At 74.4% G+C, this 23,612-nt stretch carries 20 protein-coding genes; 15 read left to right on the top strand and 5 right to left on the bottom strand.

What is annotated here, in order from left to right; genetic code table 11:
- Positions 1–89 precede the first annotated feature (89 nt).
- The gene (locus tag ACXNSR_RS38440; RefSeq protein WP_458639972.1) at positions 90–1,346 is read right to left on the bottom strand and encodes an aromatic ring-hydroxylating oxygenase subunit alpha; all 1,257 of its coding nucleotides are present in this window, start codon (positions 1,344–1,346) and stop codon (positions 90–92) included.
- Between the two features lie 399 nt (positions 1,347–1,745).
- Here ACXNSR_RS38440 and ACXNSR_RS38435 point away from each other — a divergent pair, with 399 nt between their 5' ends.
- From ACXNSR_RS38435 to ACXNSR_RS38400, 8 genes are all read left to right on the top strand, one after another.
- Positions 1,746–2,162 carry a hypothetical protein gene (locus ACXNSR_RS38435; protein WP_458639971.1) on the top strand — a complete coding sequence of 139 codons (417 nt, stop codon included), beginning with the start codon at positions 1,746–1,748 and terminating at the stop codon, positions 2,160–2,162.
- Complete coding sequence (locus ACXNSR_RS38430; protein ID WP_458639970.1) at positions 2,159–3,463, top strand: NADH-ubiquinone oxidoreductase-F iron-sulfur binding region domain-containing protein; 1,305 nt, start codon at positions 2,159–2,161, stop codon at positions 3,461–3,463. The genes ACXNSR_RS38435 and ACXNSR_RS38430 overlap by 4 nt, the downstream gene beginning before the upstream one ends.
- Positions 3,460–3,651, top strand: a complete 192-nt coding sequence (locus ACXNSR_RS38425; RefSeq protein WP_301363693.1) for a ferredoxin — start codon at positions 3,460–3,462, stop codon at positions 3,649–3,651. Before ACXNSR_RS38430 ends, ACXNSR_RS38425 begins: the two co-directional genes overlap by 4 nt.
- 1 nt (position 3,652) lies before the next feature.
- Entirely contained in the window at positions 3,653–5,728 is a 2,076-nt protein-coding gene (locus ACXNSR_RS38420) for an acetate--CoA ligase family protein (protein WP_458639969.1), read from the top strand.
- A gap of 49 nt (positions 5,729–5,777) precedes the next feature.
- Positions 5,778–6,950: an acyl-CoA dehydrogenase family protein gene (locus ACXNSR_RS38415; RefSeq protein ID WP_458639968.1), complete on the top strand. Its 1,173-nt coding sequence runs from the start codon at positions 5,778–5,780 to the stop codon at positions 6,948–6,950.
- 39 nt (positions 6,951–6,989) lie between these two features.
- Positions 6,990–8,162: an acyl-CoA dehydrogenase family protein gene (locus ACXNSR_RS38410; protein WP_458639967.1), complete on the top strand. Its 1,173-nt coding sequence runs from the start codon at positions 6,990–6,992 to the stop codon at positions 8,160–8,162.
- 126 nt (positions 8,163–8,288) lie between these two features.
- Positions 8,289–9,251 carry a 3-hydroxybutyryl-CoA dehydrogenase gene (locus tag ACXNSR_RS38405; protein ID WP_458639966.1) on the top strand — a complete coding sequence of 321 codons (963 nt, stop codon included), beginning with the start codon at positions 8,289–8,291 and terminating at the stop codon, positions 9,249–9,251.
- Positions 9,248–9,859: a TetR/AcrR family transcriptional regulator gene (locus tag ACXNSR_RS38400; protein WP_458639965.1), complete on the top strand. Its 612-nt coding sequence runs from the start codon at positions 9,248–9,250 to the stop codon at positions 9,857–9,859. Before ACXNSR_RS38405 ends, ACXNSR_RS38400 begins: the two co-directional genes overlap by 4 nt.
- A gap of 19 nt (positions 9,860–9,878) precedes the next feature.
- On the opposite strand, the gene ACXNSR_RS38395 is transcribed toward ACXNSR_RS38400, so the two are convergent.
- The 3 genes from ACXNSR_RS38395 to ACXNSR_RS38385 all read right to left on the bottom strand — a co-directional run bounded on the left by ACXNSR_RS38395 (position 9,879) and on the right by ACXNSR_RS38385 (position 11,961).
- Complete coding sequence (locus ACXNSR_RS38395; RefSeq protein WP_458639964.1) at positions 9,879–10,232, bottom strand: hypothetical protein; 354 nt, start codon at positions 10,230–10,232, stop codon at positions 9,879–9,881.
- A 311-nt stretch (positions 10,233–10,543) separates the two neighbouring features.
- Positions 10,544–11,338 (bottom strand): N-acyl homoserine lactonase family protein, encoded by a 795-nt coding sequence (locus ACXNSR_RS38390; RefSeq protein ID WP_458639963.1) that lies wholly within the window; start codon positions 11,336–11,338, stop codon positions 10,544–10,546.
- A 95-nt stretch (positions 11,339–11,433) separates the two neighbouring features.
- Positions 11,434–11,961, bottom strand: coding sequence for a hypothetical protein (locus tag ACXNSR_RS38385; RefSeq protein ID WP_458639962.1), 528 nt, complete (start codon positions 11,959–11,961; stop codon positions 11,434–11,436).
- Positions 11,962–12,241: 280 nt separating this feature from the next.
- On the opposite strand from ACXNSR_RS38385, the gene ACXNSR_RS38380 reads away from it, so the two are divergent.
- The 7 genes from ACXNSR_RS38380 to tap all read left to right on the top strand — a co-directional run bounded on the left by ACXNSR_RS38380 (position 12,242) and on the right by tap (position 22,213).
- On the top strand, positions 12,242–13,330 hold the full coding sequence (locus ACXNSR_RS38380; protein WP_458639961.1) for a DUF5954 family protein: 1,089 nt from the start codon (positions 12,242–12,244) through the stop codon (positions 13,328–13,330).
- Between the two features lie 150 nt (positions 13,331–13,480).
- Positions 13,481–13,912 (top strand): VOC family protein, encoded by a 432-nt coding sequence (locus ACXNSR_RS38375; RefSeq protein ID WP_458639960.1) that lies wholly within the window; start codon positions 13,481–13,483, stop codon positions 13,910–13,912.
- Positions 13,913–14,063: 151 nt separating this feature from the next.
- Positions 14,064–15,452, top strand: coding sequence for an LCP family protein (locus ACXNSR_RS38370; protein WP_458639959.1), 1,389 nt, complete (start codon positions 14,064–14,066; stop codon positions 15,450–15,452).
- A gap of 172 nt (positions 15,453–15,624) precedes the next feature.
- Complete coding sequence (locus tag ACXNSR_RS38365) at positions 15,625–17,712, top strand: SpoIIE family protein phosphatase (RefSeq protein WP_458639958.1); 2,088 nt, start codon at positions 15,625–15,627, stop codon at positions 17,710–17,712.
- 117 nt (positions 17,713–17,829) lie between these two features.
- The gene (locus ACXNSR_RS38360; protein WP_458643505.1) at positions 17,830–19,188 is read left to right on the top strand and encodes a cytochrome P450; all 1,359 of its coding nucleotides are present in this window, start codon (positions 17,830–17,832) and stop codon (positions 19,186–19,188) included.
- A gap of 75 nt (positions 19,189–19,263) precedes the next feature.
- On the top strand, positions 19,264–19,695 hold the full coding sequence (locus ACXNSR_RS38355) for an effector-associated constant component EACC1 (protein WP_458639957.1): 432 nt from the start codon (positions 19,264–19,266) through the stop codon (positions 19,693–19,695).
- Positions 19,682–22,213: a telomere-associated protein Tap gene (tap, locus tag ACXNSR_RS38350; protein WP_458639956.1), complete on the top strand. Its 2,532-nt coding sequence runs from the start codon at positions 19,682–19,684 to the stop codon at positions 22,211–22,213. Before ACXNSR_RS38355 ends, tap begins: the two co-directional genes overlap by 14 nt.
- Positions 22,214–22,220: 7 nt before the next feature.
- On the opposite strand, the gene ACXNSR_RS38345 is transcribed toward tap, so the two are convergent.
- Positions 22,221–23,588, bottom strand: a complete 1,368-nt coding sequence (locus ACXNSR_RS38345) for a pyridoxal phosphate-dependent decarboxylase family protein (protein WP_458639955.1) — start codon at positions 23,586–23,588, stop codon at positions 22,221–22,223.
- Positions 23,589–23,612 lie beyond the last annotated feature (24 nt).

The raw sequence follows: 23,612 nt of genomic DNA, 5'->3' as shown, positions 1-23,612 counted from the left end.
GGACGGTGCGGGGGCGGGGGCGCCGCGCTGTGGTCGTGCGGTGGTGCGGTCGTGGCGTGGTGGGCGGGGCCGGGCGGGTGGGGCGGGCCTCAGTCGCCGGGGGTGTCGAGATCGGCCCGGATGCGGCCGGCGAACCAGCCGACCGCCGACTCCCGGCGGGACAGCGGTCCCGGCTCGAACCCGGGGGTGGAGAGCCCCTTCTGCACGCGGGCGACCAGCTCGGCGTCCTCGTCGTTCGTGATCCAGCCGATGTGGATGTTCAGGCGCCGCGCGAGGCGGGTGCGCAGGCCGGTGCCGCGGCGGGTGTAGAACGCGCCGGGTACGGCCACGCGGTCCACCGCCGTGGGGATCGCGGTCCAGGCCAGCACGTGGTCGGGGTAGAAGTCGATGAGGGTGTTCGGGTAGATGACCGCGTACCGCCAGATCCGGCGGTCGGCCTCGCCGAGCCCCGGCATCGGGGCGGCGATGCGCTGGTAGAGGCGCTCGGCCCAGTTCGAGGACGGCTTGTCGCGCAGGGGTGAGGCGAAGAGCGCGTAGGACTCCTCGATCTCGCAGGTGTAGCCCTGGTAGTCGAGCAGCCGCATCAGGCCGGGGTGGGCGACCGGGACGTGGTAGCCCTCCAGGTAGTTGTCGACGGCCACCTTCCAGTTGGCCTGCTGCACCTCGGCGGCGGCCAGGTCGTGGATGCGGGCGCGGCCGATCGGTACCAGGTCGGCTCCGGCGTAGTGGCCGACCGCCTCCGCGAGGCCCGCGCAGCTCTCGGCCAGCGGGACGGCGTCGGGGTCTAGGTTGACGAAGACGAAGCCGAGGAAGGACTCGGCGCGGGCCGGGAAGAGGCCGAGCTTCGGCTTGTCGAGGCAGGGGATCTGGCGGGCCTCCGGGGCGCCGACCAGGCTGCCGTCGAGGCGGTACGTCCAGCCGTGGTACGGGCAGCGGATCGCCTTTCCGTCCGGCTCGGGGGTGGTGACCAGGCGGGTTCCCCGGTGGCGGCAGACGTTGAGGTGGGCGGCGAGACCGCCGTCCTCGGTGCGGGCCACGAGGACCTCGCGGTCGGCGACCGTGGCGGCGAGCCGCGCTCCCGGGTTCGGCAGGTCGGACTCGTGGCAGACGAGCTGCCACGACCGCCCGAAGACGTGCCGGGTCTCCGCGGCGGCGGTCTCGGGGTCGGTGTAGTACCGGGCGGGGAGGGCCGGGCCGGGGGCGTCGATGGCGGGGGCCTCGCGGCCGGCCGGTGCAGGGGCCGCGGCGTGGCCCGGTGGGCCGGTCGGGCCGGTGCGGGCCGGACCGGTGGTGCGTTCGGACCGGCCGGTACGGCCGGTCGGTGATTCGGGAGCTCTTGAGTGCATCGGTGACTCCTCCGTGCCGGGTGCGGCGATCGGTGTCGGCGTTCGATGGCGAGGCAAGGCTGGTGCGGTGGGAGCAGGGCAGGGCGGCCCCGGGCGGCGGGCAGGCGGCCGGGGCGGGAGGCCGGAACCGGCTGACCGATTGGACAGCCACATTGCTGGCTCATTTCCACCGGGTCAAGACTTGTTCACTGACCGATCGGTCAGCTAGCGTAATTCTTGCCTGACCGATCGGTCAGCAAACGCGTCTTCCTGTCGCCGCACCGGCCCCGTTCCCCGTTCGCCCCTGCTCATAGGGGCGGACCCGGCCGCCGTGCGGCCCGCCCGGCCCGTACCGGGCCCGCACCCGGATCCCACCCGATCTCCCGATTCCCCGATCTTCCGATCTCCCCGGAGGCACGCATGAGCGGTCGTCGGCGTCTGGACTGGCTCGGACTCACCCCCGAACCGGAGCGAGAACTCCCCACGGCGGTCGCCGCCCTGCGCGCCTCGTCACACGGTGCGTCCGCAGGGCCACCGCCCGATGATCTGACGGCCCGGGAGCGGCGCCGCGTGGAGCGCCTGATCCTGCGCGGCAGCCGGCACAGCTGGCTCCGCTACCTCGCCGAGGTCACCGACCTGGTGACCGGCGTGGCCGCCGGATCCCGGGCGGGCGACCGGGCCGCCGCCCTGCTCGCCGGCGAGGTCGTCCTCGACCACCACCGCATGCTCATCGGCCTCCCGGGACCGGGATACGGCCGCACCGCCCAGGACCGCACCGCGCTGGAGCGCGCCGTACGGACCCTGCGCACCCCCACCACGACAGGAACCGGCCGATGACCACGATCCGACTCCCGACGGCGCAGCCGCCGGGCACCGTCCTCGGAGCGGCGCCGCAGGCCGCCGAGAGCGCCGACGCCTACCGCGCCACCGGCGGCTACGGCACGGCCACCGGCCCGGCGGAACTGCTCGCCCACCTCGCCGCCTCCGGGCTGCTCGGTCGCGGCGGCGCCGGATTCCCGGCCGCAGTCAAACTGCGCTCCGTCCGCGACCGCGGCGGCTGCCCCGTCGTGGTGGCGAACGGCGAGGAGGGGGAACCGGGCTCGGCCAAGGACCGCTGGCTGCTGCGGGCCCGGCCGCACCTGGTGCTCGACGGCCTCGCCCGCGCCGCCGCGGTCACCGGCGCCGTACGGGGCTTCGTGTACCTCTCGGACCCGGCGGCGGCCGAGAGCGTACGCCGGGCCCTCGCCGAACACCCGCCGCCGCTGCCCGTCGAAGTCGTCGAGACCGGCCACACCTACGTCGCCGGCGAGGAGACGGCGGTGGTCCGCCGGATCGACGGCGGCCCGGCGCTGCCCACCGCCAAGCCGCCCCGCCCCTTCGAGCGCGGCGTGGGCGGTGCGCCGACCCTGGTGTCCAACGTCGAGACGCTCGCCCGGATCGCCCTCACCGCCACCCGGCCCGACCTGCGGCGCGCCATCGCCCGCGGCACCCTGGTGACCCTGTCCGGCGGCGGCCCCGCCGAACCGGTGCTCACCGAGGTCCCCCACGGAGTCCCGCTGCGCACGCTGGCCGCGCGGTACGGGACGCCCGACGCGACCGGAGCCCTGATGGGCGGGCTGTTCGGCGGACTCGTCGACGCCCGCGCCCTGGACCTCCCCCTCGAACCCGGCGCGCTCACCGCCGCCGGCACCGCCCTGGGGTGCGGAGCCATCCGGTTCCTCTCCCCCGGCGGTTGCCCCGTGACCACCGCCGCCGACGCGGCCGCCCACCTCGCGGCCGAGAGCGCCCGCCAGTGCGGGGTCTGCGTGTCCGGCACCGCCGCCGTCGGCAAGGCCCTGTACGGCCTCGCCGCCGGGACCGCCGGCCCGGACACCGCGGACAGCCTGCTCCGCTGGTCGCGGGGCCTGACCGGGCGCGGCGCCTGCGGACTCCTCGACGCCGCGGCGGGGATCGCGGGCAGCCTGCTCCGCGCCTTCCCCGGGCTCGTCCGCTCCCACCTCGCCGTGCCGTGCCCGGTGTGCGCCGACGCGACGCCCGAGGACGGCGGCCACCGTCTCACCGTGGCCGTACCGGAGGTCGCCTCCCGGTTCACCACCACCCCCAGGACCCCTGCGCCCGCGCTGAAAGGAACGCCGTGAAACTCCTGCTGGACTCCACCCGCTGCCAGGGCTACGGACTGTGCCAGGAACCCGCACCCGACCTGGTCGAACTCGACGAATGGGGCTACGCGAACGTCATCGCCGTACTGGTCCCGGCCGGTACCGAGGACGCCGCCCGCGCCTGCGTCGAAAGCTGCCCCAACTCCGCCCTCCGCGTGGAGGGATGACATGGGACGCGATCTGACCGCCCTCTTCGACCCCCGCTCGGTCGCCGTCGTCGGCGCCAGCGACGACCCCGCGAAGTACGGCCACGCCGTGGCCTCCCAGGCCCTGCGCGCCCCCGGCCGACGGCCCGTGCACCTGGTCAACCGGCGCGGCGGCACCGTACTCGGCCGCACCGCGGTCGCCTCCCTGACCGCCGTCGGCGAACCGGTCGACCTGGTGGTGATCTCCGTACCCGGCGCCGGTTTCGAGGCCGCCGTCGACGAGGCGCTGGCCTGCGGGGCGCGGGCGATCGTCGCCATCACCGCGGGCTTCGCCGAGGCCGGTCCCGCCGGCCTGGCCCGGCAGCGGTCGGTCGCCGCCCGGGTACGGGCCGCCGGAGCCGTCCTCGTCGGCCCCAATTGTCTGGGCATCGCCGACAACACGACCGAGCTGTACCTCGCCTCGGACCGCTTCGCCCCCGGCGGCGTCGCCCTGCTCAGCCAGAGCGGCAATCTCGCCCTCGAACTCCAGCTCCGGGGCGAGGCGCACGGCCTGGGCTTCTCCCGCTTCGTCTCCCTCGGCAACCAGGCCGACGTCACCCTCGTCGACCTCGTCGAGGACTGCGCCCGCCACGAGGCCACCTCGGCGATCGCCGTGTACGCGGAGGACTTCGGCGACGGCCGGGCCTTCGCGGCGGCCGCCGCCGCGGCGGGCAAGCCGGTGGTACTGCTCACGGCCGGCCGGGGCTCCGCCTCCGCGCGCAGCGCGCAGTCGCACACCGGGGCCCTGACCACCTCGGCCGACGTGGTGGCCGCCGCCTGCCGCGACGCGGGGGTCGAACTCGTCCGCACGCCGCGGGAGATGACGGTCGTACTGGCCGCGTCGGCCGCCGGGGTGCGCACGCGCGGCCGGCGTACCGCGGTCTTCACCGACGGCGGCGGCCACGGCGCGGTCGCCGCCGACGCGGCCGAGGACGCCGGGCTGGAGGTACCCGAGCTCGGCGGGCCGACGCAGGACGTGCTGCGGAGCGTGCTGTGGGAGCAGTCCTCGGTCGGCAACCCCGTCGACCTGGCGGGGATGGGTGAACAGCGGCCCCTGTCCTACGCGGACACGGTCGGGTCGCTGCTCACCGCCGACGAGGTCGACGCCGTCCTGATGACCGGCTACTTCGGCGGGTACGCCGCCTCCGAGGGCGGTCTGGGCGGCGGCCCGGCGGGGGGCTCCGTACTGGCGGAGGGCGAGGCCCGGGCCGCCAAGGAGATCGTCGCGCACCTCGCCGCCGCGCCGAAGCCGCTGGTCGTGCAGTCGATGTACCCGCGGTCGCCGAGCTGCCGGGTGCTGGCCGGGGCCGGGGTGCCGGTGTTCGCCGCCACCGAGGACGCCGCCCGCGCGCTGGCGGCGATGACCGGACGGGGGGCGGCGGACGCCGACGCCCCCGGCGTGCCCCCGCTGCCGCCCGCCGCCGCACCGCTCGCGGACCCCGGCTACCACGGGGTACGGGCGCTGCTCGACGCCGCCGGCGTGCCGTTCCCGGCGGCGCGCGAGATCACCGACGAAGCCGGACTGCTCGCCGCGGCCGCCGAGTTCGACGGTCCGTACGTGCTCAAGGCCCTGCACGTGCTGCACAAGTCCGACGCCGGCGGTGTGGCGCTGCGCCTGGCCGACCGGGACGCGCTGCTCGCCGCGTACCGGGACATGCACGCCCGGCTCGGTGCGCCCTCCTACTCGGTCGAGGCGATGGCCGACCTCACGGACGGCATCGAGCTGATCGTGGGCGTGAACCAGGACCCGCGGTTCGGGCCGATCGCCCTGGTCGGGCTCGGCGGTGTCCTCACCGAGTCGCTCCGCGACGTCGCCTTCGCGCTCGCGCCCGTACCGGCCCGGCGGGCCGAGGCGCTGCTGCGCGGTCTGCGCAGTGCGGCGCTGCTGGACGGCGTACGCGGCCGGCCGGCCGTCGACGTGGCCGCAGCGGCGGCCGTCATCGAGCGCATCACCAGCGTCGCCGCGGCGCACCCGGAGATCGCCGAGCTGGAGGTCAACCCGCTGCTGGTGCGCCCGGACGGCGCGCTCGCCCTGGACGCGCGGGCCGTCCTGCACTGACCGATCCACCCCCACCCCCACCCCCCGTGCTCTGGAGGACTGACGACCCATGGACTTCCGCTACACGCCCGAGCAGGCCGACCTCAAGGCCCGCGCCGCCGCCTACGCGCGGCTCCTGATGACCTACGAGGACCGGTCCGAGGAGGCCGGCGGCCCACTGCCCGTCGAAACGGTCCGTGAGCTGACCCGCGCCGCCGTCGACGCCGGTGTCTACGCGATCAACATGCCCGCCGAATGGGGCGGCGCCGGGCTGTCCCTGCTGGACCAGGTCATCGTCGAGGAGGAGTTCGGCAAGGTGACCAACTGCCTGTGGGACATTCCCTGGCGGCCCGCGAACGTCCTCGCGTACGGGACCGAGGCGCAGCGGGAGAAGTACCTGCTGCCGGTCATCCGGGGCGAGCGGTTCGACGCGTTCGCGGTGACCGAGCCCGGTGCGGGTTCCGATCCCGGGTCGGGCACGAGTACGGCGACGCGTACCGACGGCGGTTGGCTGCTGAACGGCGAGAAGTGGTTCGTGACCTGCGGGGACATCGCCGACTTCCTGCTGGTGCAGGCGGATGCGGGGCCCGAGCGGGCGGCGACCCTGTTCTTCGTGGACAAGCAGGCGCCCGGGGTCGAGATGACCCGGGTCCCCCGTTTCATGCACTCCGCGGTGAACGGGCACCCCGAGTTCACCTTCACCGACGTGTTCGTCCCGGACGAGGACGTGCTGGGCGGTGTGGGCAACGGCTACGAGCTCACCAAGGAGTGGTTCACCGACGAGCGTCTGATGATCGCGGCCCGGACCGTCGGCGCTGCCGAGCGGGCCCTGGAACTCGCCCGGGACTGGGCGGTGGAGCGCCGTCAGTTCGGCTCCCCGATCGCCGACTTCCAGCTGATCCAGGGGATGCTCGCCGACTGCGCCGTCGACATCGCCGTCAACCGCGCGTACACCCACCAGGTGGCCTGGGAGGCCGACCGGCCGGAGACCGACCGCAAGACGCTGCACGCGAAGGCCTCGACGGCGAAGCTCGCGGCGAGCGAGGCGGCGGGGCGGGTCGTCGACCGGTGCGTGCAGATCTTCGGCGGGCGCGGCTACGACCGTACGTACCCGGTCGAGCGCATGTACCGCGAACTGCGCGTCGACCGGATCTGGGAGGGCACCTCCGAGATCCAGCGCCTGATCATCGCCAACGAGCTGATCAAACGCGGGACCCGGGCCCTCGCCCTTCCCACCTCCTGACGACCGCTCCCCCACCACGACCGAAGAGGAAAGACAGACATGGACTTCCGCCTCACCGCCCGTCAGGAAGAGCTCCGGAGCGCGGCGCGCGCGCTCACCGACTTCATCACGAAGTACGAGCTCGACTGCGAGGAGAACAACGGGCTGCCGCCGCAGGCCCACACCGCGATCCGCGATGCCGTCCTCGACAGCGGGCTGCAGGCCGTCAACATGCCCGTGGAGTGGGGCGGCGCGGGCCTCAGCATCCTGGAGCAGGTCACGGTCCAGGCGGAGCTCGGCCGGCTCACCGGAGCGCTGTGGGACATGGTGTGGCGTCCGGCCAACGCCCTGTCCTTCTGCACGCCCGAGCAGCGCGAGCGCTACCTCGTCCCCGTGATCCGCGGGCAGCGCCGGGACTGCTACGCGGTGACCGAGCCCGAGGCCGGCTCCGACCCGCAGAGCCTGCGGACCACGGCGACGCGGACCGACGGCGGCTGGGTGCTCAACGGCGAGAAGTGGTTCGTGACCGTCGGCGACCACGCCGACTTCATGATCGTGCTGGCCGCGGCCGGCGAGGAGCGCGCACCGACCCTCTTCCTCGTCGACAAGGACACGACGGGCATCGAGATGACCCGGGTGCCGCGCTGGATGCACACCTTCGTCTACGAGCACCCCGAGTTCACCTTCACCGAGGTGTTCGTGCCCGACGACGCGGTGCTCGGCGGGGTGGGCCAGGGCTACGACATCACGCGCTCGTGGTTCACCGAGGAACGGCTGATGATCGCCGCCCGGACGATCGGGGCGGCGGAGCGGGCGCTGGAACTCGCCCGGGACTGGGCGGTGGAGCGCCGTCAGTTCGGCTCCCCGATCGCCGACTTCCAGCTGATCCAGGGGATGCTCGCCGACAGCGCCGTCGACATCGCCGTCAACCGCGCGTACACCCACCAGGTGGCCTGGGAGGTCGACGAGGGCGTCCTCGACCGCAAGACGCTGCACGCGAAGGCGGCCATCGCCAAGCTGGCGGCGAGCGAGGCGTCGGGCCGCGTCGTCGACCGGTGCCTGCAGATCTTCGGCCGGCGCGGCTACGACCGCTCGTACCCCGTCGAGCGGCTGTACCGCGAACTGCGCGTCGACCGGATCTGGGAGGGCACCTCCGAGATCCAGCGCCTGATCATCGCGGGCGAACTGGTCAAGCGCGGTACGGGCGTTCTGCGGATGCCGTCCCCGCAGTGACGGGCGGGGCGTGACAGGTGGGGGCGGCCCGGGCCGGCGGTCCGGGCCCGCCCCGTCGACAGCAGGAGCAGCAGAAGCAGCAGGAACCCCGCAAGCGCCAAGCACCAGAAGAGGGAGGACCGATCGATGACCGATGTCGAAAGGGTCGGGATCGTGGGCTGCGGACTGATGGGATCCGGTATCGCCGAGGTCTGTGCCCGGGCCGGACGGGACGTCGTGGTGCTGGAGGCGTCCGGTCCGGCCGCGGCCGCCGGCCTGGAGCGGATCAGCCGCTCCCTGGCCCGCGCCGCGGCGTCCGGCAAACTGACGGCCGCCGAACGGGACGCCGCCGTCGGCCGGATCGCGGTGACCACGGATGCGGCACGGCTGGCGGACCGGGACCTCGTCGTCGAGGCGGTGGCGGAGGACGAGCGGGCGAAGCTGGAGGTCTTCGCCCTGCTCGACCGGGTGGTGGAGCGCCGGGACGCGGTCCTCGCGACGAACACCTCCTCCATACCCGTCATCCGGCTGGCCGCGGCCGTCTCGCGGCCGGAGCAGGTCGTCGGCCTGCACTTCTTCAACCCGGTACCGGTACTCCCGCTGGTCGAGCTGGTGCCCTCCCTGCTCACCGGTGACGAGACCGTCCGGCGGGCGCACGCGTTCGCCTCCGGGGTACTGGGCAAGGAGGTCGTGCGCGCCCGGGACCGGGCCGGGTTCGTCGTGAACGCGCTCCTCGTGCCGTACCTGCTGGCCGCCGTGCGGATGGCCGAGCACGGCGCCGCTTCGGCCGAGGACATCGACCGGGGCATGACCCTGGGCTGCGCCCACCCGCTGGGACCGCTCGCCCTGGCCGATCTGATCGGCCTGGACACGGTGCAGGCCATCGCGCGGTCGATGTACGCGGAGTACCGCGAGCCGCTGTACGCCCCGCCGCCGCTGCTGGCCCGGATGGTCGACGCGGGCCGGCTGGGCCGCAAGACCGGCAGGGGCTTCCACACCTACGGCGACCGCGGGGGCGGCCGGATGCGCGAGGATGGTGGCGTGGTGGCCACGGCAACCGGGCCCACCCGCCCGGTCCACGGGCGCCGACACGGGGAGCAGCCAACGTGACCAAGGCCGAGCGCGCACTCGAGACGCGTGAGCGAATCCTCACGGCCGCGTGCGAAGTCATCGCCGAGATCGGCTTCGAGAACGTCAGCATGCGAAAGGTCGCCGAGCACGCCGGTGTGTCGAAGGCCCTGCTGCACTACCACTTCGACACGCGGGAGAAGCTCTTCGCCGAGGCGATGACGCATTCCTTCGCCCAGACCGGTACGGACACCGAGGACGTCCCCGATTCGGTGCCCTCCTCGGTCGTCCTGGCCCGCATCCTGCGGAGCATGCTGCCGACCGACGCGGAGCTGCGCCAGGACTGGAAGCTCTGGCAGGAGTTGTGGGTGCGGGCCCAGCGCGATCCGGCGGCCCGGCACCTGGCCGTCGACCTGTACGACCAACTGCACACGTGGGTCGGCGGGGCCGTGGAACGGGGCATCCGCTCGGGGGAGTTCGCCGACTGCGACGTCACCGCGCTCGGCACCCTGGTCCTGGCACTGTGCGACGGCCTCGGCATCCGGCTGATGCTCGACGACCCGCGGGTGGACCTCGCGGCGGCCCGCTCGACGATCTGGCGGGCCATCGCCCCCACGCTGGGCATCGCTGCGGAGTTCCCGGACGTGTGACCGGACCGGCCGGTCCGGGTCAGCCCGGACCGTGCACGGTCTGGACGCGGCCGGTCGGGTCGACGGTGAGGGCGACGCGCTCCGTCCTGTTGCCCAGGGCCAGCACGATCCACACGACGCCCCACAGCAGGCAGGTGAAGATGGTCAGGATCGCGTGCAGGAGGTGGTTGACGTTCCCGCCGCGCACCAGCACCGCCTGGGTCGGGGAGCGCGATTCGACGCGCCATCCGAGGGCGACGTACTGGTTCACCGTCCAGTCGAGGACCGCGGTGCGCCGTGCGTCGTCGAGCGGCTCGCCCGGGGGCACGTTGAACAGTTCCGGGGGCGGGTCCGGAAGCGGCCCCCAGCCCTTCGGTTCGTCGGACTTGGCCATGCGTTCTGCCTCCCCACGCGTCGGGGCCGCCGGAGGGCGGCACCAGGGGCGGAACGGTGTCGGTACCGGTCCCGCCTCTCCCCAGGGTGCGCCGGACGGGCGGGCCCGGCATTCCGAGCCCGCCGGACCGGGCGACCTCTCGGATGCATGTTCGAGTTCGGGCTGCTCGGCCGTCCGGGCGTTGTCAGTGGCTCGCCCTACAGTCGGAGCATTCCCATTCAAGGGTTGAGGCGGGCTGCCTCGCTGCACGATCCCACCCCACCGGACCCCCTCGGGGGACAGCGACCGGTGGGGTGGCGCGCGGCCGTTCCTCAGTCCCAGAACTCGCCGTCGTGCGGCAGGGCCGCGAAGTGGTCCGGGTCGTGGGAGAGGAAGACCCGGATACCGGACCGGGACAGCACGCGCAGGCGCCCGTAGGTCAGCATCTTCTCCTGGGTGTTCCAGTCGCTGAGCATCGGCACGTCGTGTTCCATCCCCTGCTGGAGGTGCGCGGCGTCGCCCATGAGGGCGATCCGCCCGTGGTGGTCGAGGTCGAGGATGACTCCCTGGTGGCCGGGGGTGTGGCCGGCGGTGCGCACGAGCGTGAGCGTGCCGTCCCGGAACAGGTCGGTGTCACCGCTCAGTTCGAGGAAGTCGTAGTTCCGGCTGCCCGCGTAGTCCGCGAAGGCGTAACCGCGGGCCGTCCACCGGTCCGGCCACCAGGCATGGCGCAGTTCGTCGTGCTGGGCCACGTGCACGGCGTGCGGGAAGTAGGTCATCCCTCCGGCGTGGTCGAGGTGCAGGTGGGAGTAGAGGACGTACCTGACGTCGGCGAGGCGGTAGCCGAGGCGCTCCAGCTGCGCGTCGACGGCGTGTGCCCGGGTGAACCCCTCGGCGCCGTACGCCGACCGCAGGCCCGGACCCCAGTGGGCCTCGGCCGCTTCGGGGTCGGCGACGCGGTGGTTGACGCCCGTGTCGAAGAGGATCGGCCCGTGGGTGGCGTGCTCGATGACGGCGACCGTCGAGGGGACGGTGACCGTGCCGCTCGCCCCGTACAGGAGGTCGCTCCTCGGCAGGGTGAAGGGTCCCGCGTCCACTGTCGTCAGGCGCAGTCTCGGGGTCACCACGGGGACCTCCCTCCCCACGTGCCGGCGGGTGGTTTCTCCCTGTCCAGGCTAACCGTCTCTTTCGAATCTTGCCGGCAAGATCCGGAAGAGACTGCCTAGCCCCGGTGCGGCGGGACCACGCGGCGGAGGGCCTCGGCGAGGGCGGGCGGCGAGTCCACCGAGACGTACACGGTCGCCGCCGCCACCGGCCCGGCCGGGCCCAGGTCCAGGAGCACGGGCGGGTCCAGGTGCACGGCCACGTTCAGTGCGCTCTCCACCGAGCAGGCCACCGCGTCCGGTTCGCCGGGCACGGGCCTCGGGCCGCGGCCGGGGACGGTGCGTATCACCGGGGAGGTGGAGCGGACCGCCGGGCGCGGCAGGGTCACGTCGCCGAGGAATCCGGTCCGCAGGACCACCCGCTCCTCGTCCACCTCGTGCGGGTGGCGGACCAGCGCCGCCACCAGGCCGAGGCCGCCCAGCACGAGAAGGAGCTCCAGCACCGCGTGCAGCGGCCGGACCGCGGGCGGCAGCATCGAGGAGAGCGGGAAGGCCACGACGACCTCCGTCACCGCCAGGACCAGGACCACCTGACGCGTCCCGGCCGAGTGCCGCGGGCCCGGGGCCGGCGGACGACGCAGCACCACCGCCGTCAGCGACCGGGCCCATATCCGTAAGATCCCGCTCCGGGTCGGCCGCGGTGTCACGGCCCCCGTCGCCGGTCCGGTCGTCGGTCCCTGCACCGCCATGGCCGCCCCCTGCCCCTCGTCACTCCGCTTCGTTCCCTCCTCCAGGCTCGCGCACGTGCCGGCGGTCGGACAGTGACGAATGTCAGGGGTGCGCGGACGGTACCGCCCGCGGGCCCCCCGGGGCCGGGGAATCCGCGAATCAGCGGCGGCGCACCGCACCGGTCGGCAGGATGGGGCCATGGACCGTGGGGACATGAGGCCGCGCGGGTCGCGGCCGGTGGTGGTGCGGGTGCCGGTGGAACCGGTGGAAGCCGCAGTGGAAGCCGACGCGCTCGACGCCGTGGCGCGGGCGGGCGATGTGGTGGTGCGCGGCCCGCTGTTCGGGGTCGCGGCGCAGTCCGCCGGGGACGGGCCGCGGTGGCGCGTGGTGCTGGAAGTGACGTCCGGCTGCCCGCAGCAGGCACGCGACGGGCTGAACTCGCGGCTGTGGTTCCATGCGAAGGACGAGGCGCAGGACCGGGCGGAGCGGCGCGAGCTGCTGGCGGCGGTCGCCCGGCTGGAGCGCGAACCCGTCGACGAACTCGTCGTGTCCGGGACCCGGTACCGGGTGGTGCGGGCCGAGGAGTACGCGGCCTCGGGCCCGGGCGGTATCGAGACGCCGCGCCCGACGGATCCGGAGCCTCTCGTCCCCGTCTGGGACCGGGCGGCCCGGGAGCCCGCGATCGACGACGGTCTGGTCGTGGATCCGGACGCCCCGGTCACCCCGACCCAGGCGTTCGAGCAGCTGGCGCTGCGCGGCCTGTGCTACATGGGAGGCCGGTTCCCCGAGGAGGTGCGCGCCGACTCGCGGCGAGCCCTGGACACCCACCCGGACGTTCTGCTGATGCCGCCGACCTTCAGCGTCGTGGAGCGGACCAAGGACGGCTGGCGGCCGGTCAGCGGCCCGCACGCGACCCCGCACGCCGCCCGCAAGTCGCTGGACTTCGCCCTGACGTGGATGTGGCCGCGGATGCGCGGTCTGATCCCCGAGGACGCCGACCCGCGCACGGACGCCCGTACGTGGACGGCCGCGGGCGGCGGGGAGAGCGCCGATCTGCGGGCCGCGAAGATGGCGGCGTACGCCGGGGCCGCCGACACGCTCCGGGCCGGGCGCGTGGACCGGCTGGAGTTCCAGGGCACGCTGTACCAGATCGTCCGCACCCGCCGCCTGCTGCGCTGGGGGCCCGACGGGCCGGAGGGCCCGCGGCCGTCCGACGTCAACAGCCAGGACCCCGCGCGCATCCACCTGACGCTCGACGAGGACGGCCGCGTCCTCCCCGACGACTGACCCGCGACAACCGCCCCGTCCCTCCCGCAGAAGTCGGCGGCCGCCGGGCGTTTCGACGTGCGCCACGGGTCCTCCATGGGAAACGGTGGACCCGCCCCGCCGTGCGACCCGCCGATCCCCCGATCCCCCGATCCCCGAAGGAGACACTCCATGAACTGGACGCTCGAAGTCGTCCCCGTCCCTGTCACCGACATGGATCGCGCGAAGAGTTTCTACGCCGACCAGGTCGGTTTCGGCGTCGACCTCGACGACGAGGTCTCCCCCGGCGTGCGCATCATCCAGCTGACGCCGCCCGGTTCCCGGTGTTCCATCGCCATGCTCCAGGGGATGCCCGGAGCGCCCGGCGGCCGGACCATGGAGCCCGGCACCCTGCACGGCCTCCAGCTGTGCGTCACGGACATCGAGGCGGCCCGCGAGGAACTGGTGGCCCGGGGGGTGGACGTGTCGCCCGTCCGGAACCTCGGCGCATCGGGCTGGCAGGAGGGCAAGGGCGGCACCTGGAACTCCTTCCTGACCTTCGACGACCCCGACGGCAACAGCTGGATCGTCCAGGAGGCCCCGTCGGAGCTGTCCGAGCGCTGACCGGGCCGGCGCCGGCCTCCCCGCCGCGGCGGGCAGATGTACCAAGCCCGCCCCCGGCGGGAGGAATCCCGGCGCGTACAGACCGGCCGCTCGCACAGCAGACCAGTACATTCCCCATTTCAGTCGGTTCGTTCTATTTTGGGGATGTGTCTTGCGTCGTACCGCTGTCGCCCTGACCCTGCTGGCCGCCCTCTCCTGCGGTTCCTTCGCGGGCTCCCAGGCCGTCTCGGCCGCGAGCGCGCCGGCAGGCGGTGGCGGTGCTGTTGGCGGCGGCCGGGGCACCAACATCCTGGTCGTCGGCATCGACAGCCGCGCCGGACTCTCCGCGGCCGAGAAGCGGCGGCTCCACGTGGGCGGCAAGGGGTGCAACTGCACCGATGTGATGATGCTCGTCCACCTGTCGCAGAACCGGCGGCGCGCGAGCATCGTCTCCATCCCGCGCGACTCCTACGTCGAGTACGCGGCCACCACCGCCACGGCCGCCGGCCCGGGCCGCCGCGGCAAGATCAACGGTGCCTTCGCGCTCGGCGGTGGCCCGCTCACGGTGGCCACCGTCGAGAAGGCCACCGGTCTGCGCATCGACCACTACCTGGAGACGGGTTTCACGGGCTTCGAGCAGACGGTCGACAACCTCGGCGGCGCCACCGTGTGCACGGACCGGCCGCTCAAGGACGAGAACTCCGGGCTCGACATCGGCGCCGGCCGCCACCTCGCCGACGGGAACCGCGCACTGCGCTACGTCCGGGCCCGTCACGTCGACCTCCGGCCCGGCGACCTCGGCCGGGTCCGCCGCCAGCAGCGGGTGGTCAACGACCTGCTGGCCCGGCTCACCGCGGAGGGGGCCCTGGCCGGCCCCATCAGCACGGCGCGGACCGTACGCACCCTGCTGAAGACCGTACGCACCGACGAACGGACGGGCCTGGACGACCTGGTGCGGATCGGCTGGGCGCTCGGCCACCTCCGGGCGGACCGGACGGAGTTCGCGACCGTCCCCATCCGGCTCTTCGACCACCGCGTCCCCGGTGTGGGTTCCACCCTGGTGTGGGACGAGGCCCGGTCCGCCGCGCTCTGGGCCGCCCTGGGCGCGGACCGCCCGATCACGGGCGACACCCGGATCCAGCCCGTCGCGGAGAACCCGGCCCCGGCCGATCCGGCCCGGATCGCCGTCCGGGTGGACGACGCCGAGGTGGCCGCCGCCCTGCGCGGCAACGGCTTCGCCGTCACCGACTCCTCCGCGACCGCCCCCGCGGTACGCCCGCCCGGGCCCCCGGTCGTCCGGTACGCCACCGGCCGGGAAGACGACGCGGCGACCGTGGCGGCAGCCCTGCCCGGCTCCCGGACGCAGGTGGACCCGGAGCTCGACGCCGTCGTCGAGGTCACCGTCGGCGACCGGCCGGTCCGGGTCAGGAGCGTCACCTTCGACCGCAACGTGGCCGACGGCGCCCCCGTGACCGCCGGGCGCCTGCGCTGCGCCGAAGCCCCGGCGGCGGCCGGAGCCGCCCGGCCGGGGGGCGCCGCGGTGCCATCCGGGCGACGATGAGAGATGTGGACCACGCGCAGTCGCATGTCGCAGCGGGTGGGTGGCCGCACGGGCGGACCGCGGCACGGCCGCGGCGCCGGGTCGACGGTGGCCGGGTCGACGGTGGCGCACGCCGCCCCGGCGGGGCCGGCGCGGCGCGAGGCCGGGGCCGCCCCCGAGGAGCGGGTGCAGGATGCATGAGGAGATGCCGCTCGACGATCTGATCAGCAGCGCCGCCCAGGATGCCGGAGGCTGGCTGGGCGCCCTGCCGGTCGCGCTCGTGGCCACCAGCAACGACGGGATCATCGTGCGCTGGAACCAGGGCGCCCAGCAGCTCCTCGGCTACGCCCCGCCCGAGGTACTGGGACGGCACATCTCCGATCTGCTCCATCCGGGCGCCGACCGCAGCCTGGGCCGGTCCCTGTGGGAGACGGCCGCGACCGGGCGCGGGGTCATGGGTACGGTCACCGCCTGGCACAGCAAGGGTCACCCGCTGGAGCTGGAGATCTGGGCCTGCCCGGTCCCGGACCGCCGCCACGGCGCCTCGGCCGTGCTGGTCTTCGCCGCGGACGCCCATGCGGCCCGCCGCATCCGGGGTTCGTCGGCCGTCTGGGACGGGCTGTTCGCCCGCTCGCCGGTCGGGATCGGCGTCCTCGACACGCAGTTGCGGTTCCTCCAGGTCAATCCGGCCCTCGAGGCGATGAACGGTCTCGCGGAGTCCGCCCATGTGGGGCGGCGGCTGGCCCAGTTGCTGCCCGAGGTGAACGCCGACGAGATGGAGGAGGCGATGCGCCGGGTCCTGGAGACGGGTGAGCCGGTCCTCGACCGGCGCCGAACCGGCCGGACCCCTGCCGACCCGGACCACGACCACGTGTGGTCGTGCTCGTACGTGCGCGTGGAGGATCCCGGCGGCCGGCCGATCGGGGTGATCGCTTCGCTCCTCGACATCACGATGCAGCAGCGTGACCACACCGAGGCGGAGGCGGGTCGCAGCCGTCTCGCCCTGCTCAGCGAGGCGAGCTCCCGCATCGGCGCCAGCCTCGACCTGGAGCGCACGGCGCAGGAGCTCGCCGACCTCGCCGTCCCGCACCTCGCGAGTGCCGTCACCGTCGACGTCCTGGATTCCCTCGCCCGGGGTATCGAACCCGGCACGGGACTGGCCGGGGGTGTCGCCCTGCGCCGTCTGGGGAAGGCACCGCTGACCGGTTCCGCCGTCACGCAGGCCCTGGCGCCCCTGGGCCGGACCCTCGTCTTCCCCACGACCGCCCCGTACACCCAGGCCCTCGCGGCCCGGCAGCCCTTCCTGATCGCCCAGCTCGACGAGCGGGCCGTCGCCCCCGCTGCCCGGCACACCCCCAAACCGGCCCAGCTAATGGAGCTGGGCGTGCACTCCTTCATGATGACGCCGCTGATCGCCCGCGACATGGTCCTCGGCGTCGCCACCTTCTACCGCACCGGGCGCACCGGCCCGTTCGGCTCCGACGACGTCACCCTCGCCGGTGAGCTGTCGGCCCGCGCCGCCATCAGCATCGACAACGCGCGCCTCTACCACCACGAGCACGAGACCGCGGTCGTCCTCCAGCGCAGCATGCTCCCCCAGCACGTCACCCCGCCGCCCGGCATCGAGATCGCCCACCGCTATCTGCCGGCCAGCGACGTCAACGAGGTGGGCGGTGACTGGTACGACGTGCTGCCCCTCAGCGGGGGCCGGGCCGCGCTCCTCATCGGCGACGTCATGGGCCACGGCATCGCGGCCGCCGCCGTGATGGGGCGGCTCTCCGCGACCGTCCGCGCCCTCGGCCGCCTCGACATGCCCCCCACCGCCCTGCTGCACCAGCTCGAAGCCGCCCTCGCCGACCTGTCCGACCCGATGCTCGCGACGTTCCTCTACGTGGTCTGCGACCCCGCCACCGGCCATTGCACGGTCACGCGCGCCGGCCACCCGCCCCCGGCGGTGGTCCAGCCCGACGGCACGGTCTACCTCGTCAAGACCCCGCCGGGCGTCCCGCTGGGCGTCGGCGGCATCTCCTTCACGACCACCGACATCGCCCTTCCGCCCGGCAGCACCCTGGTCCTCTACACCGACGGCCTCATCGAGGCGCGCCGCCGTGACATCGACGAACGCCTGGCCGAACTCACCGGCCTGCTCGCCGCGCCCCAGCAATCGCTCGACCACCTCTGCGATTCGCTCATCGCCCACCTGGTGCCCGCTTCCGCCGACGACGACATCGCCCTCCTCGCGGCCCGCATCGGCGGGCCCGAACCCCAGCCACCGGGCTGAATCGGGCCATCGGCCCTCCGGCGCTGTCACCGCACCCGTCCGTCCCCGTACAGTCCGTGATGCCGACGCATCCGTCGGTCACCGTCCCGACAGCCGGACAGGAGCAGAGCCGTGGCCATCGACGCCAGCAGCGGGCCGCCCACCGTGCAGCGGTCCGGGGCGGGGCGACCGCTCCCCGAGGCCGACCCCGGCTGCGTGGAGCGGTGGCGCGCCCACGGGGGTGAACTGGTCGACCTGCTGGCGCAGGTACGCGAACGGCTGGGCGGTGTCGCCGCGTTCCGGCTCGGGCCGCAGCCCACCGTCCTGGTCACCGCGCCCGAGGCGGTCCAGCACGTCCTCGCCCTGCACCCCGACCGGTACGTCAAGCGTTCCCACCGCGCCCGCCTGCTCATCGGCGACGGGGTGCTCGCCGCGACCGGCGAGGCCTGGAGGCGCCAACGCAAGTTGCTGCAGGCGCAGTTCACCGGGAAGGGGATGCGCCGCTACGAGGCGCGGATCGCCGGGGCGGCCCGGACCACGGCCGGACGGTGGGCCGAACACGCGCTCACCGGGCGGACCTTCGATCTCGGCGAGGAGATGCGCCGCTTCGCCCTGGACACCATCTGGCGGGCGCTGACCGGGCACCCGCTCGACGACGCCACGGCGCACGAACTGACCTCCGTGGCCACCGTGGTGGCGGCGCTGCCGAGCCTGCCCGCCGACCGGGTGGACGCCCGGGACGCCGTCGCCGACGACCTGGCCAGGATCGACGAGGTCGCCCGGCGGGCGGTGGCCGCCGCCCGGGACGGCGCCCCGGGCCCCGACGGGCCGGGGCTGCTCCAGGTGCTGGTCGATGCCTCGGCCGAGCACCCCGAGTACACCGACCGGCTGGTGCGGGACGAGCTGGTCACCCTGCTGGTCGCCGGCCACGAGACCACCGCGACCACGCTCACCTGGCTGTACCTGCTCCTCGACCGCCACCCCGCGGCCCGCGAGGAGGCCCTCGCGGCCGGTCGCGCGGGCTCGGCGGAGCGGCGCGAGGCGATCCGGGCACTGGTCGGCGAGACGCTGCGGCTCTACCCGTCCGCGTGGATCCTGCCCCGGCACGCCGCCGAGGACGACGTCCTGGCGGGCTACCGCGTCGCCGCGGGCACGGATCTGCTGGTCTGCCCCTACCTCACCCACCGGGATCCCGGTCTGTGGCCGGATCCGGAGCACTTCGACCCCAGGCGCTTCACCGTTCCCGGTGGCCGTCCGACGCGGCCCGGCTCCTATCTGCCGTTCGGCATCGGCCCCCGTGCCTGCCTCGGCCAGCAGTTCGCCCTGCGGGAGTCGGTCGCCCTGCTCGAACTCCTGCTGCCCGACCACGTCCCGGACTTCCGGGCCGTCCCCACGGGGGCGGCGTACGGCATCACCGTCCGCCCCGACGGCCCGACGCCCGTGACCCTCGCCTCCCGCCGGACCGAACGGCGCATCAAGCAAGATCGACACGGATAGGGTGAGGGCGACTCCTGCCTTCGCCGGCAGGGCAGTTGGACCTACGGAGAAGCGGGGGAACCAGGGATGGCCGACATGCGCGTAAGGATCGGGGCCGATGACGGGGACGACCCGGGTGCGTCCGGGACCGCCGGGCTGACCGGCGATTTCGCCGACTGGCTGACGCAGGACCGCGAGGTGTCCCGGTCCACGGCCGTCCGGCGGGTCCGCGCGACGGCCCCGAGCGGAGCCATGTCGGGCGATCTGGTCGAGTGGATCAGTCTCGCGGTCTCTTCCGGGTTCTCCGCCACGGCGCTGGTGTACGCGCACCGGACGTTCCGCGCCTCGCTGCCGCCCCGGCAGCGTTCCGGCGCGCAGCTGGTGGTCGAGTACGACGGGGTCCGCATCGTCGTCGAGGACGGTACCGCGGAGGACGCGGCGCGCGTCGCGCGCGCCTTGGCCGGCGGTCAGGCCGGCCCGGGCCTCTCGCAGGGCGCTTCGCAGGAATCCCCCGGTGCCGGTTCCTGATCCGAACGCGAGCCGGGCCGTACTGATCGGGGTCGGCGACTACGGCCACCCGGACCTGGAGCCGCTGCCCGCGACCGCCGCGGGGGCACACCGTCTCGCCGAGCTGCTGCAGGACCCGTCGGTCTGGGGCCTGCCCGCCGCGCACGTCACGGTGCTGGGCGCGGACGCCTCCGGCTCCCGGATACTGGGCGCGGTGCGGGACGCGGCCCTGGAGGCCACGGACACGCTCCTCGTCCACTTCGCCGGGCACGGGCTGCGCGACCGCGACGAGAAGCTGTACCTGGCCCTGGCCGAGGCGGACGCGGATCATCCGCAGATCGGGTCGCTGCCGTACCGGACACTGCGTGACGTGGTGCGCCAGGCCGGGTACCGGGCGCGGCACCGGGTGACGTTGCTGGACTGCTGCTACAGCGGCCTGGCGGGTGCGATGTCCGGCATCGGCGGGGCGACCCGCGAGGACCTCGCGCACGCCCTGGACGAGACCGCACGTCCCGCCGGGCACCCGGCCGGCGGCGGGGAGGCGGTGGACGGGGACGACCACGGGGACTGCGTCCTGACGTCGGCTCCCGCGACACGGCGCTCCTTCGTCCCGCCGGGAGCCCCGTTCCCGGAGTTCACCGGCGAGCTGATCTCCGTGCTGGAACACGGCATCGCGGGCGTGGGACCGGAGCTGAGCCTGGAGGACGCCTGGCGGGCCGTCCGGCGCCGGATGGCCCGGCGCGGCAGCGCCGAACCGCAGCAGTTCGCCCAGAACGCCGTCGCCGCCCGGATCCGGCTGCGCAACCGGGCCGCCGGGCCCGCCACCGCGGCGCCGCGACTGCCCGCCGGAGCGGCCACCGCGGCACCGCGGCAGTTCGGGAACGGATCGGCCACCGCGGAACCGCAGCAGTTCGAGAACGGGCCGCTGGCCGTCGTCGATGCCGAGAACGGCACGGTACGGGCCCACTGCGCGGGCGGCCGCGTGCTGTACTCCCCCGCGACGACGCTCGCCGAGCTCCTGGAATGGGCCCTGACCCGGGCGGGCCTCGGCGCGCCGCGGCTGCACCGCCACGGCAGGGAGGCCGATCCGCTGCTCGTCCTCACCCCGGCCGCGGCCGAACGGTTCGGCCTCCCGCCCAGTCCCGGCGGCTCCCGGTGGTCCCTCCCGGACGGCCACGAGGTCCTCGTACGGCTCCGGCGGTCGGGCTGGCAGCCGACCCGGACCGGATTCGGCTCCTGGACCCGGCTGTACCGCCCCGCCCGGGGGAGCCGACGGCAGTGCGTCCAGCTGTGCGTACTGCCCTGGGGCGGACTCGACCCCCGCCACTGGGGTGCGACCGCGCAGCTCCCGCCCGCCGCGGCCGCCCGTGTGCTCGGCACGTACGCCGAGCGCGTCATCACCCCGCACGGCTCTCCGGCGGCCACGGGGCTGTCGCTGATGACCGCGCTGCGCCCGCCGACCCGTGCCGTACGGGACAAGCGGACCGGGGCCTGGGTGTCCGCGCCCAATCCCTCGGCGCTCACGGAGGCGGTGGACTGCGCGCCGTGCGAGGCCCCGGACGGGCACCCGATGCTCGCGGGCCTCCACCCGCCCGGCCACCGCCGCACTCCGGACCAGGTGCTGATGGAGGAGGCGCACTCCTGGCAGCGGCCGCCCGCCGACGCCGAACTCGGCGCGTCCCACGTGGTCGGCATCAGGGTGAACCTGGCGCCGGTCGGGGCGGCGAGCCGGCTCGGCGTGGGGCTCGACGCCCCCGTGCACGTCAGGCGGCCGGGCTTCGACAAGTCGCTTCCCGGCAGTTGGCTGGTGGACCTGTCCCACATCACCCTCGACCCGCGCCTGCCCTCCCCGTTCACACCGCACGGGCGCCCTCCGACGGGCGCGGCCTGGTACACCACCCCCACCCTGGCGTACGCGGTGGAACTCGGCTTCGCGGTCCACCCCCTGGAGGCGTACGTCCGTACCAGGAGCGCCCCCTACCTCGACCCCTGGTACGAGCGGCTGCGGGACGGCTACCTGGCCACCATGGCCGACCTCGGTATGGTCCCGGGTCTCACCGAGAAGGAGTTGCTGGACGCCATGGCCCGCCGCCACCGGGGCGATCCCGGGGCGGCGGCCGTGCTCGGCGCGATCGAGGCGACCGCCGAGGGTGGTCTGGCCCTGCTCGGCGGGCAGTCGTGGCAGGCTCCGCAGCGCCCGACCTGGCGACCCGACATCCGGGCCGCGGTCTCCGCGAAGGGCCGGACCAACATGCACCGCAAGATGCTCACGTCGGCGCGGACGGCGGGCCTGTTCCCGCTGGCGGTGTCCGCCGACTGCGTCGTGTACGCCTCGGACGGCCCGTCGCCGCTGAACATCCTCCCCCGCACACCGGAGGACGAACCGCTCCTCGGCGGCTTCCGGCTGGGCGTCTCGCCGGGACTGGTCTCGTACGCAGGTGCGCGCACCATGAGGTGGTTCGAGGACATGCGGGCGGAGCACGGCCCGGACTTCAACGTCGCGCAGGACATCGCGGCCTACGGCGGTGAGGAGCCCTGACCTGTCCTCATGTGCCGTCGGACGCGCGGCGGATCGCGTCCAGGGTGCGTGCGACGTCCTCGTCGGTCGTCGACCAGTTGCTGACCGAGATGCGCATCACGCGGCGGCCGTGCCAGGTGGAGCCGCTGATCCAGGCCGCGCCCTCGTCGAGGAGGCGGGTCAGTACCCGGTCGGTGCGCGCGTCGTCGCCGAACGCGGCGCAGACCTGGGTGAAGACCACGTCGTTGAGGACGGTCGCGCCCTCCATCGCGACAAGGCCGGCGGCGAAGGCGCCGGCGTGCCGGCACAGCCGGTCGACGAGGTCGGCCACGCCCTGGCGGCCGAGGGATCTGAGGGCGGCCCAGACGGTGAAGGCGCGTCCGCGGCGGGAGAGTTCGGGGACCTTGTCGACGGGGTCGCCGTGTTCGTGCTGGATGAGGTAGTCGCCGCGCTCGCCCATCGCCGACCGGAGGGCGGAGGGGTCGCGGACGATGGCGAGGCCGCAGTCGTACGGGACGTTCAGGGTCTTGTGGGCGTCCGTGGCCCAGGAATCCGCCCCCGCACAGCCGTCGGTGAGGTGGGCGTGGGCCGGGGAGGCGGCCGCCCACAGGCCGAACGCACCGTCCACGTGCACCCACGCGTCGGCCTCGCGAGCGATACGGACCGTCTCGGTGAAGGGGTCGAAGGCGCCCGAATGGATGTCGCCCGCCTGGAGGACCACGATGGTGGGGCCGGGACGGCCGGCCGCCAGGGCGCGGCGCAGGGCCCCGGGGTCGATGCGTCCTTCGCCGTCCGCCCCGACGAGCTCGGGCCGGCCGAGCCCGAGGTAGCGCAGGGCCAGGTCGATCGACATGTGGCGGTCCCGGCCCGCCACCACGCGTACGGGCGGCCCGCCGACGAGTCCGTCATGGGCCGCGTTCCAGCCGGCGCGCCGCAGCACCGTGTCGCGCCCGGCGGCGAGGCAGGTGAAGTTCGCCATGGTGGCGCCCGTGGTGAAACCGACGGCGCTGTCCGGAGGCAGGCCGAGCAGGTCGAGCAGCCAGGCTTCGGCGATCTCCTCCGCCGCCGTGCAGGCGGGCGAGACCGCGCGCATCACGCAGTTCTGGTCCCATGCGCCGACCAGCCAGTCGGCCGCCAGTGCGGCCGGCTCGGTACCGCCGATGACGAACCCGTAGAAGCGGCCGCTGGGGAAGGCGGTGAGCCCCGGCTCGCAGGCCGTGGCGAGCAGGTCGACCACATCGGCGGGCGTGCTCGGCCCGTCGGGCAGCTCGGCGCCGAGCGCGCGCACGATCTCCTCGACCGAGGCACGGGCGGGAACCGGGCGGTCGGACAGACTGGCCAGCCAGCGGACGGCATGGCCGTGCGCCTGTCGGAGCGCCGCCTCGCGCTCGTCCATACCTCGGACTATGGAACAGAGCGC

This window comes from Streptomyces sp. NC-S4 (assembly GCF_054353315.1).
This window is presented reverse-complemented; position numbering and strand designations above follow the sequence as displayed.

Bases quoted from the DNA above. Each gene is read 5' to 3' on its own strand.
- ACXNSR_RS38355 (WP_458639957.1), top strand. From the start codon at position 19,264: ATGCGCGTAAGGATCGGGGCCGATGACGGGGACGACCCGGGTGCGTCC.
- ACXNSR_RS38420 (WP_458639969.1), top strand. From the start codon at position 3,653: ATGGGACGCGATCTGACCGCCCTCTTCGACCCCCGCTCGGTCGCCGTC.
- ACXNSR_RS38415 (WP_458639968.1), top strand. From the start codon at position 5,778: ATGGACTTCCGCTACACGCCCGAGCAGGCCGACCTCAAGGCCCGCGCC.
- ACXNSR_RS38395 (WP_458639964.1), bottom strand. From the start codon at position 10,232: ATGGCCAAGTCCGACGAACCGAAGGGCTGGGGGCCGCTTCCGGACCCG.
- ACXNSR_RS38435 (WP_458639971.1), top strand. From the start codon at position 1,746: ATGAGCGGTCGTCGGCGTCTGGACTGGCTCGGACTCACCCCCGAACCG.
- ACXNSR_RS38440 (WP_458639972.1), bottom strand. From the start codon at position 1,346: ATGCACTCAAGAGCTCCCGAATCACCGACCGGCCGTACCGGCCGGTCC.
- ACXNSR_RS38405 (WP_458639966.1), top strand. From the start codon at position 8,289: ATGACCGATGTCGAAAGGGTCGGGATCGTGGGCTGCGGACTGATGGGA.
- ACXNSR_RS38410 (WP_458639967.1), top strand. From the start codon at position 6,990: ATGGACTTCCGCCTCACCGCCCGTCAGGAAGAGCTCCGGAGCGCGGCG.
- ACXNSR_RS38365 (WP_458639958.1), top strand. From the start codon at position 15,625: ATGCATGAGGAGATGCCGCTCGACGATCTGATCAGCAGCGCCGCCCAG.
- ACXNSR_RS38345 (WP_458639955.1), bottom strand. From the start codon at position 23,588: ATGGACGAGCGCGAGGCGGCGCTCCGACAGGCGCACGGCCATGCCGTC.
- ACXNSR_RS38380 (WP_458639961.1), top strand. From the start codon at position 12,242: ATGGACCGTGGGGACATGAGGCCGCGCGGGTCGCGGCCGGTGGTGGTG.
- ACXNSR_RS38375 (WP_458639960.1), top strand. From the start codon at position 13,481: ATGAACTGGACGCTCGAAGTCGTCCCCGTCCCTGTCACCGACATGGAT.
- ACXNSR_RS38430 (WP_458639970.1), top strand. From the start codon at position 2,159: ATGACCACGATCCGACTCCCGACGGCGCAGCCGCCGGGCACCGTCCTC.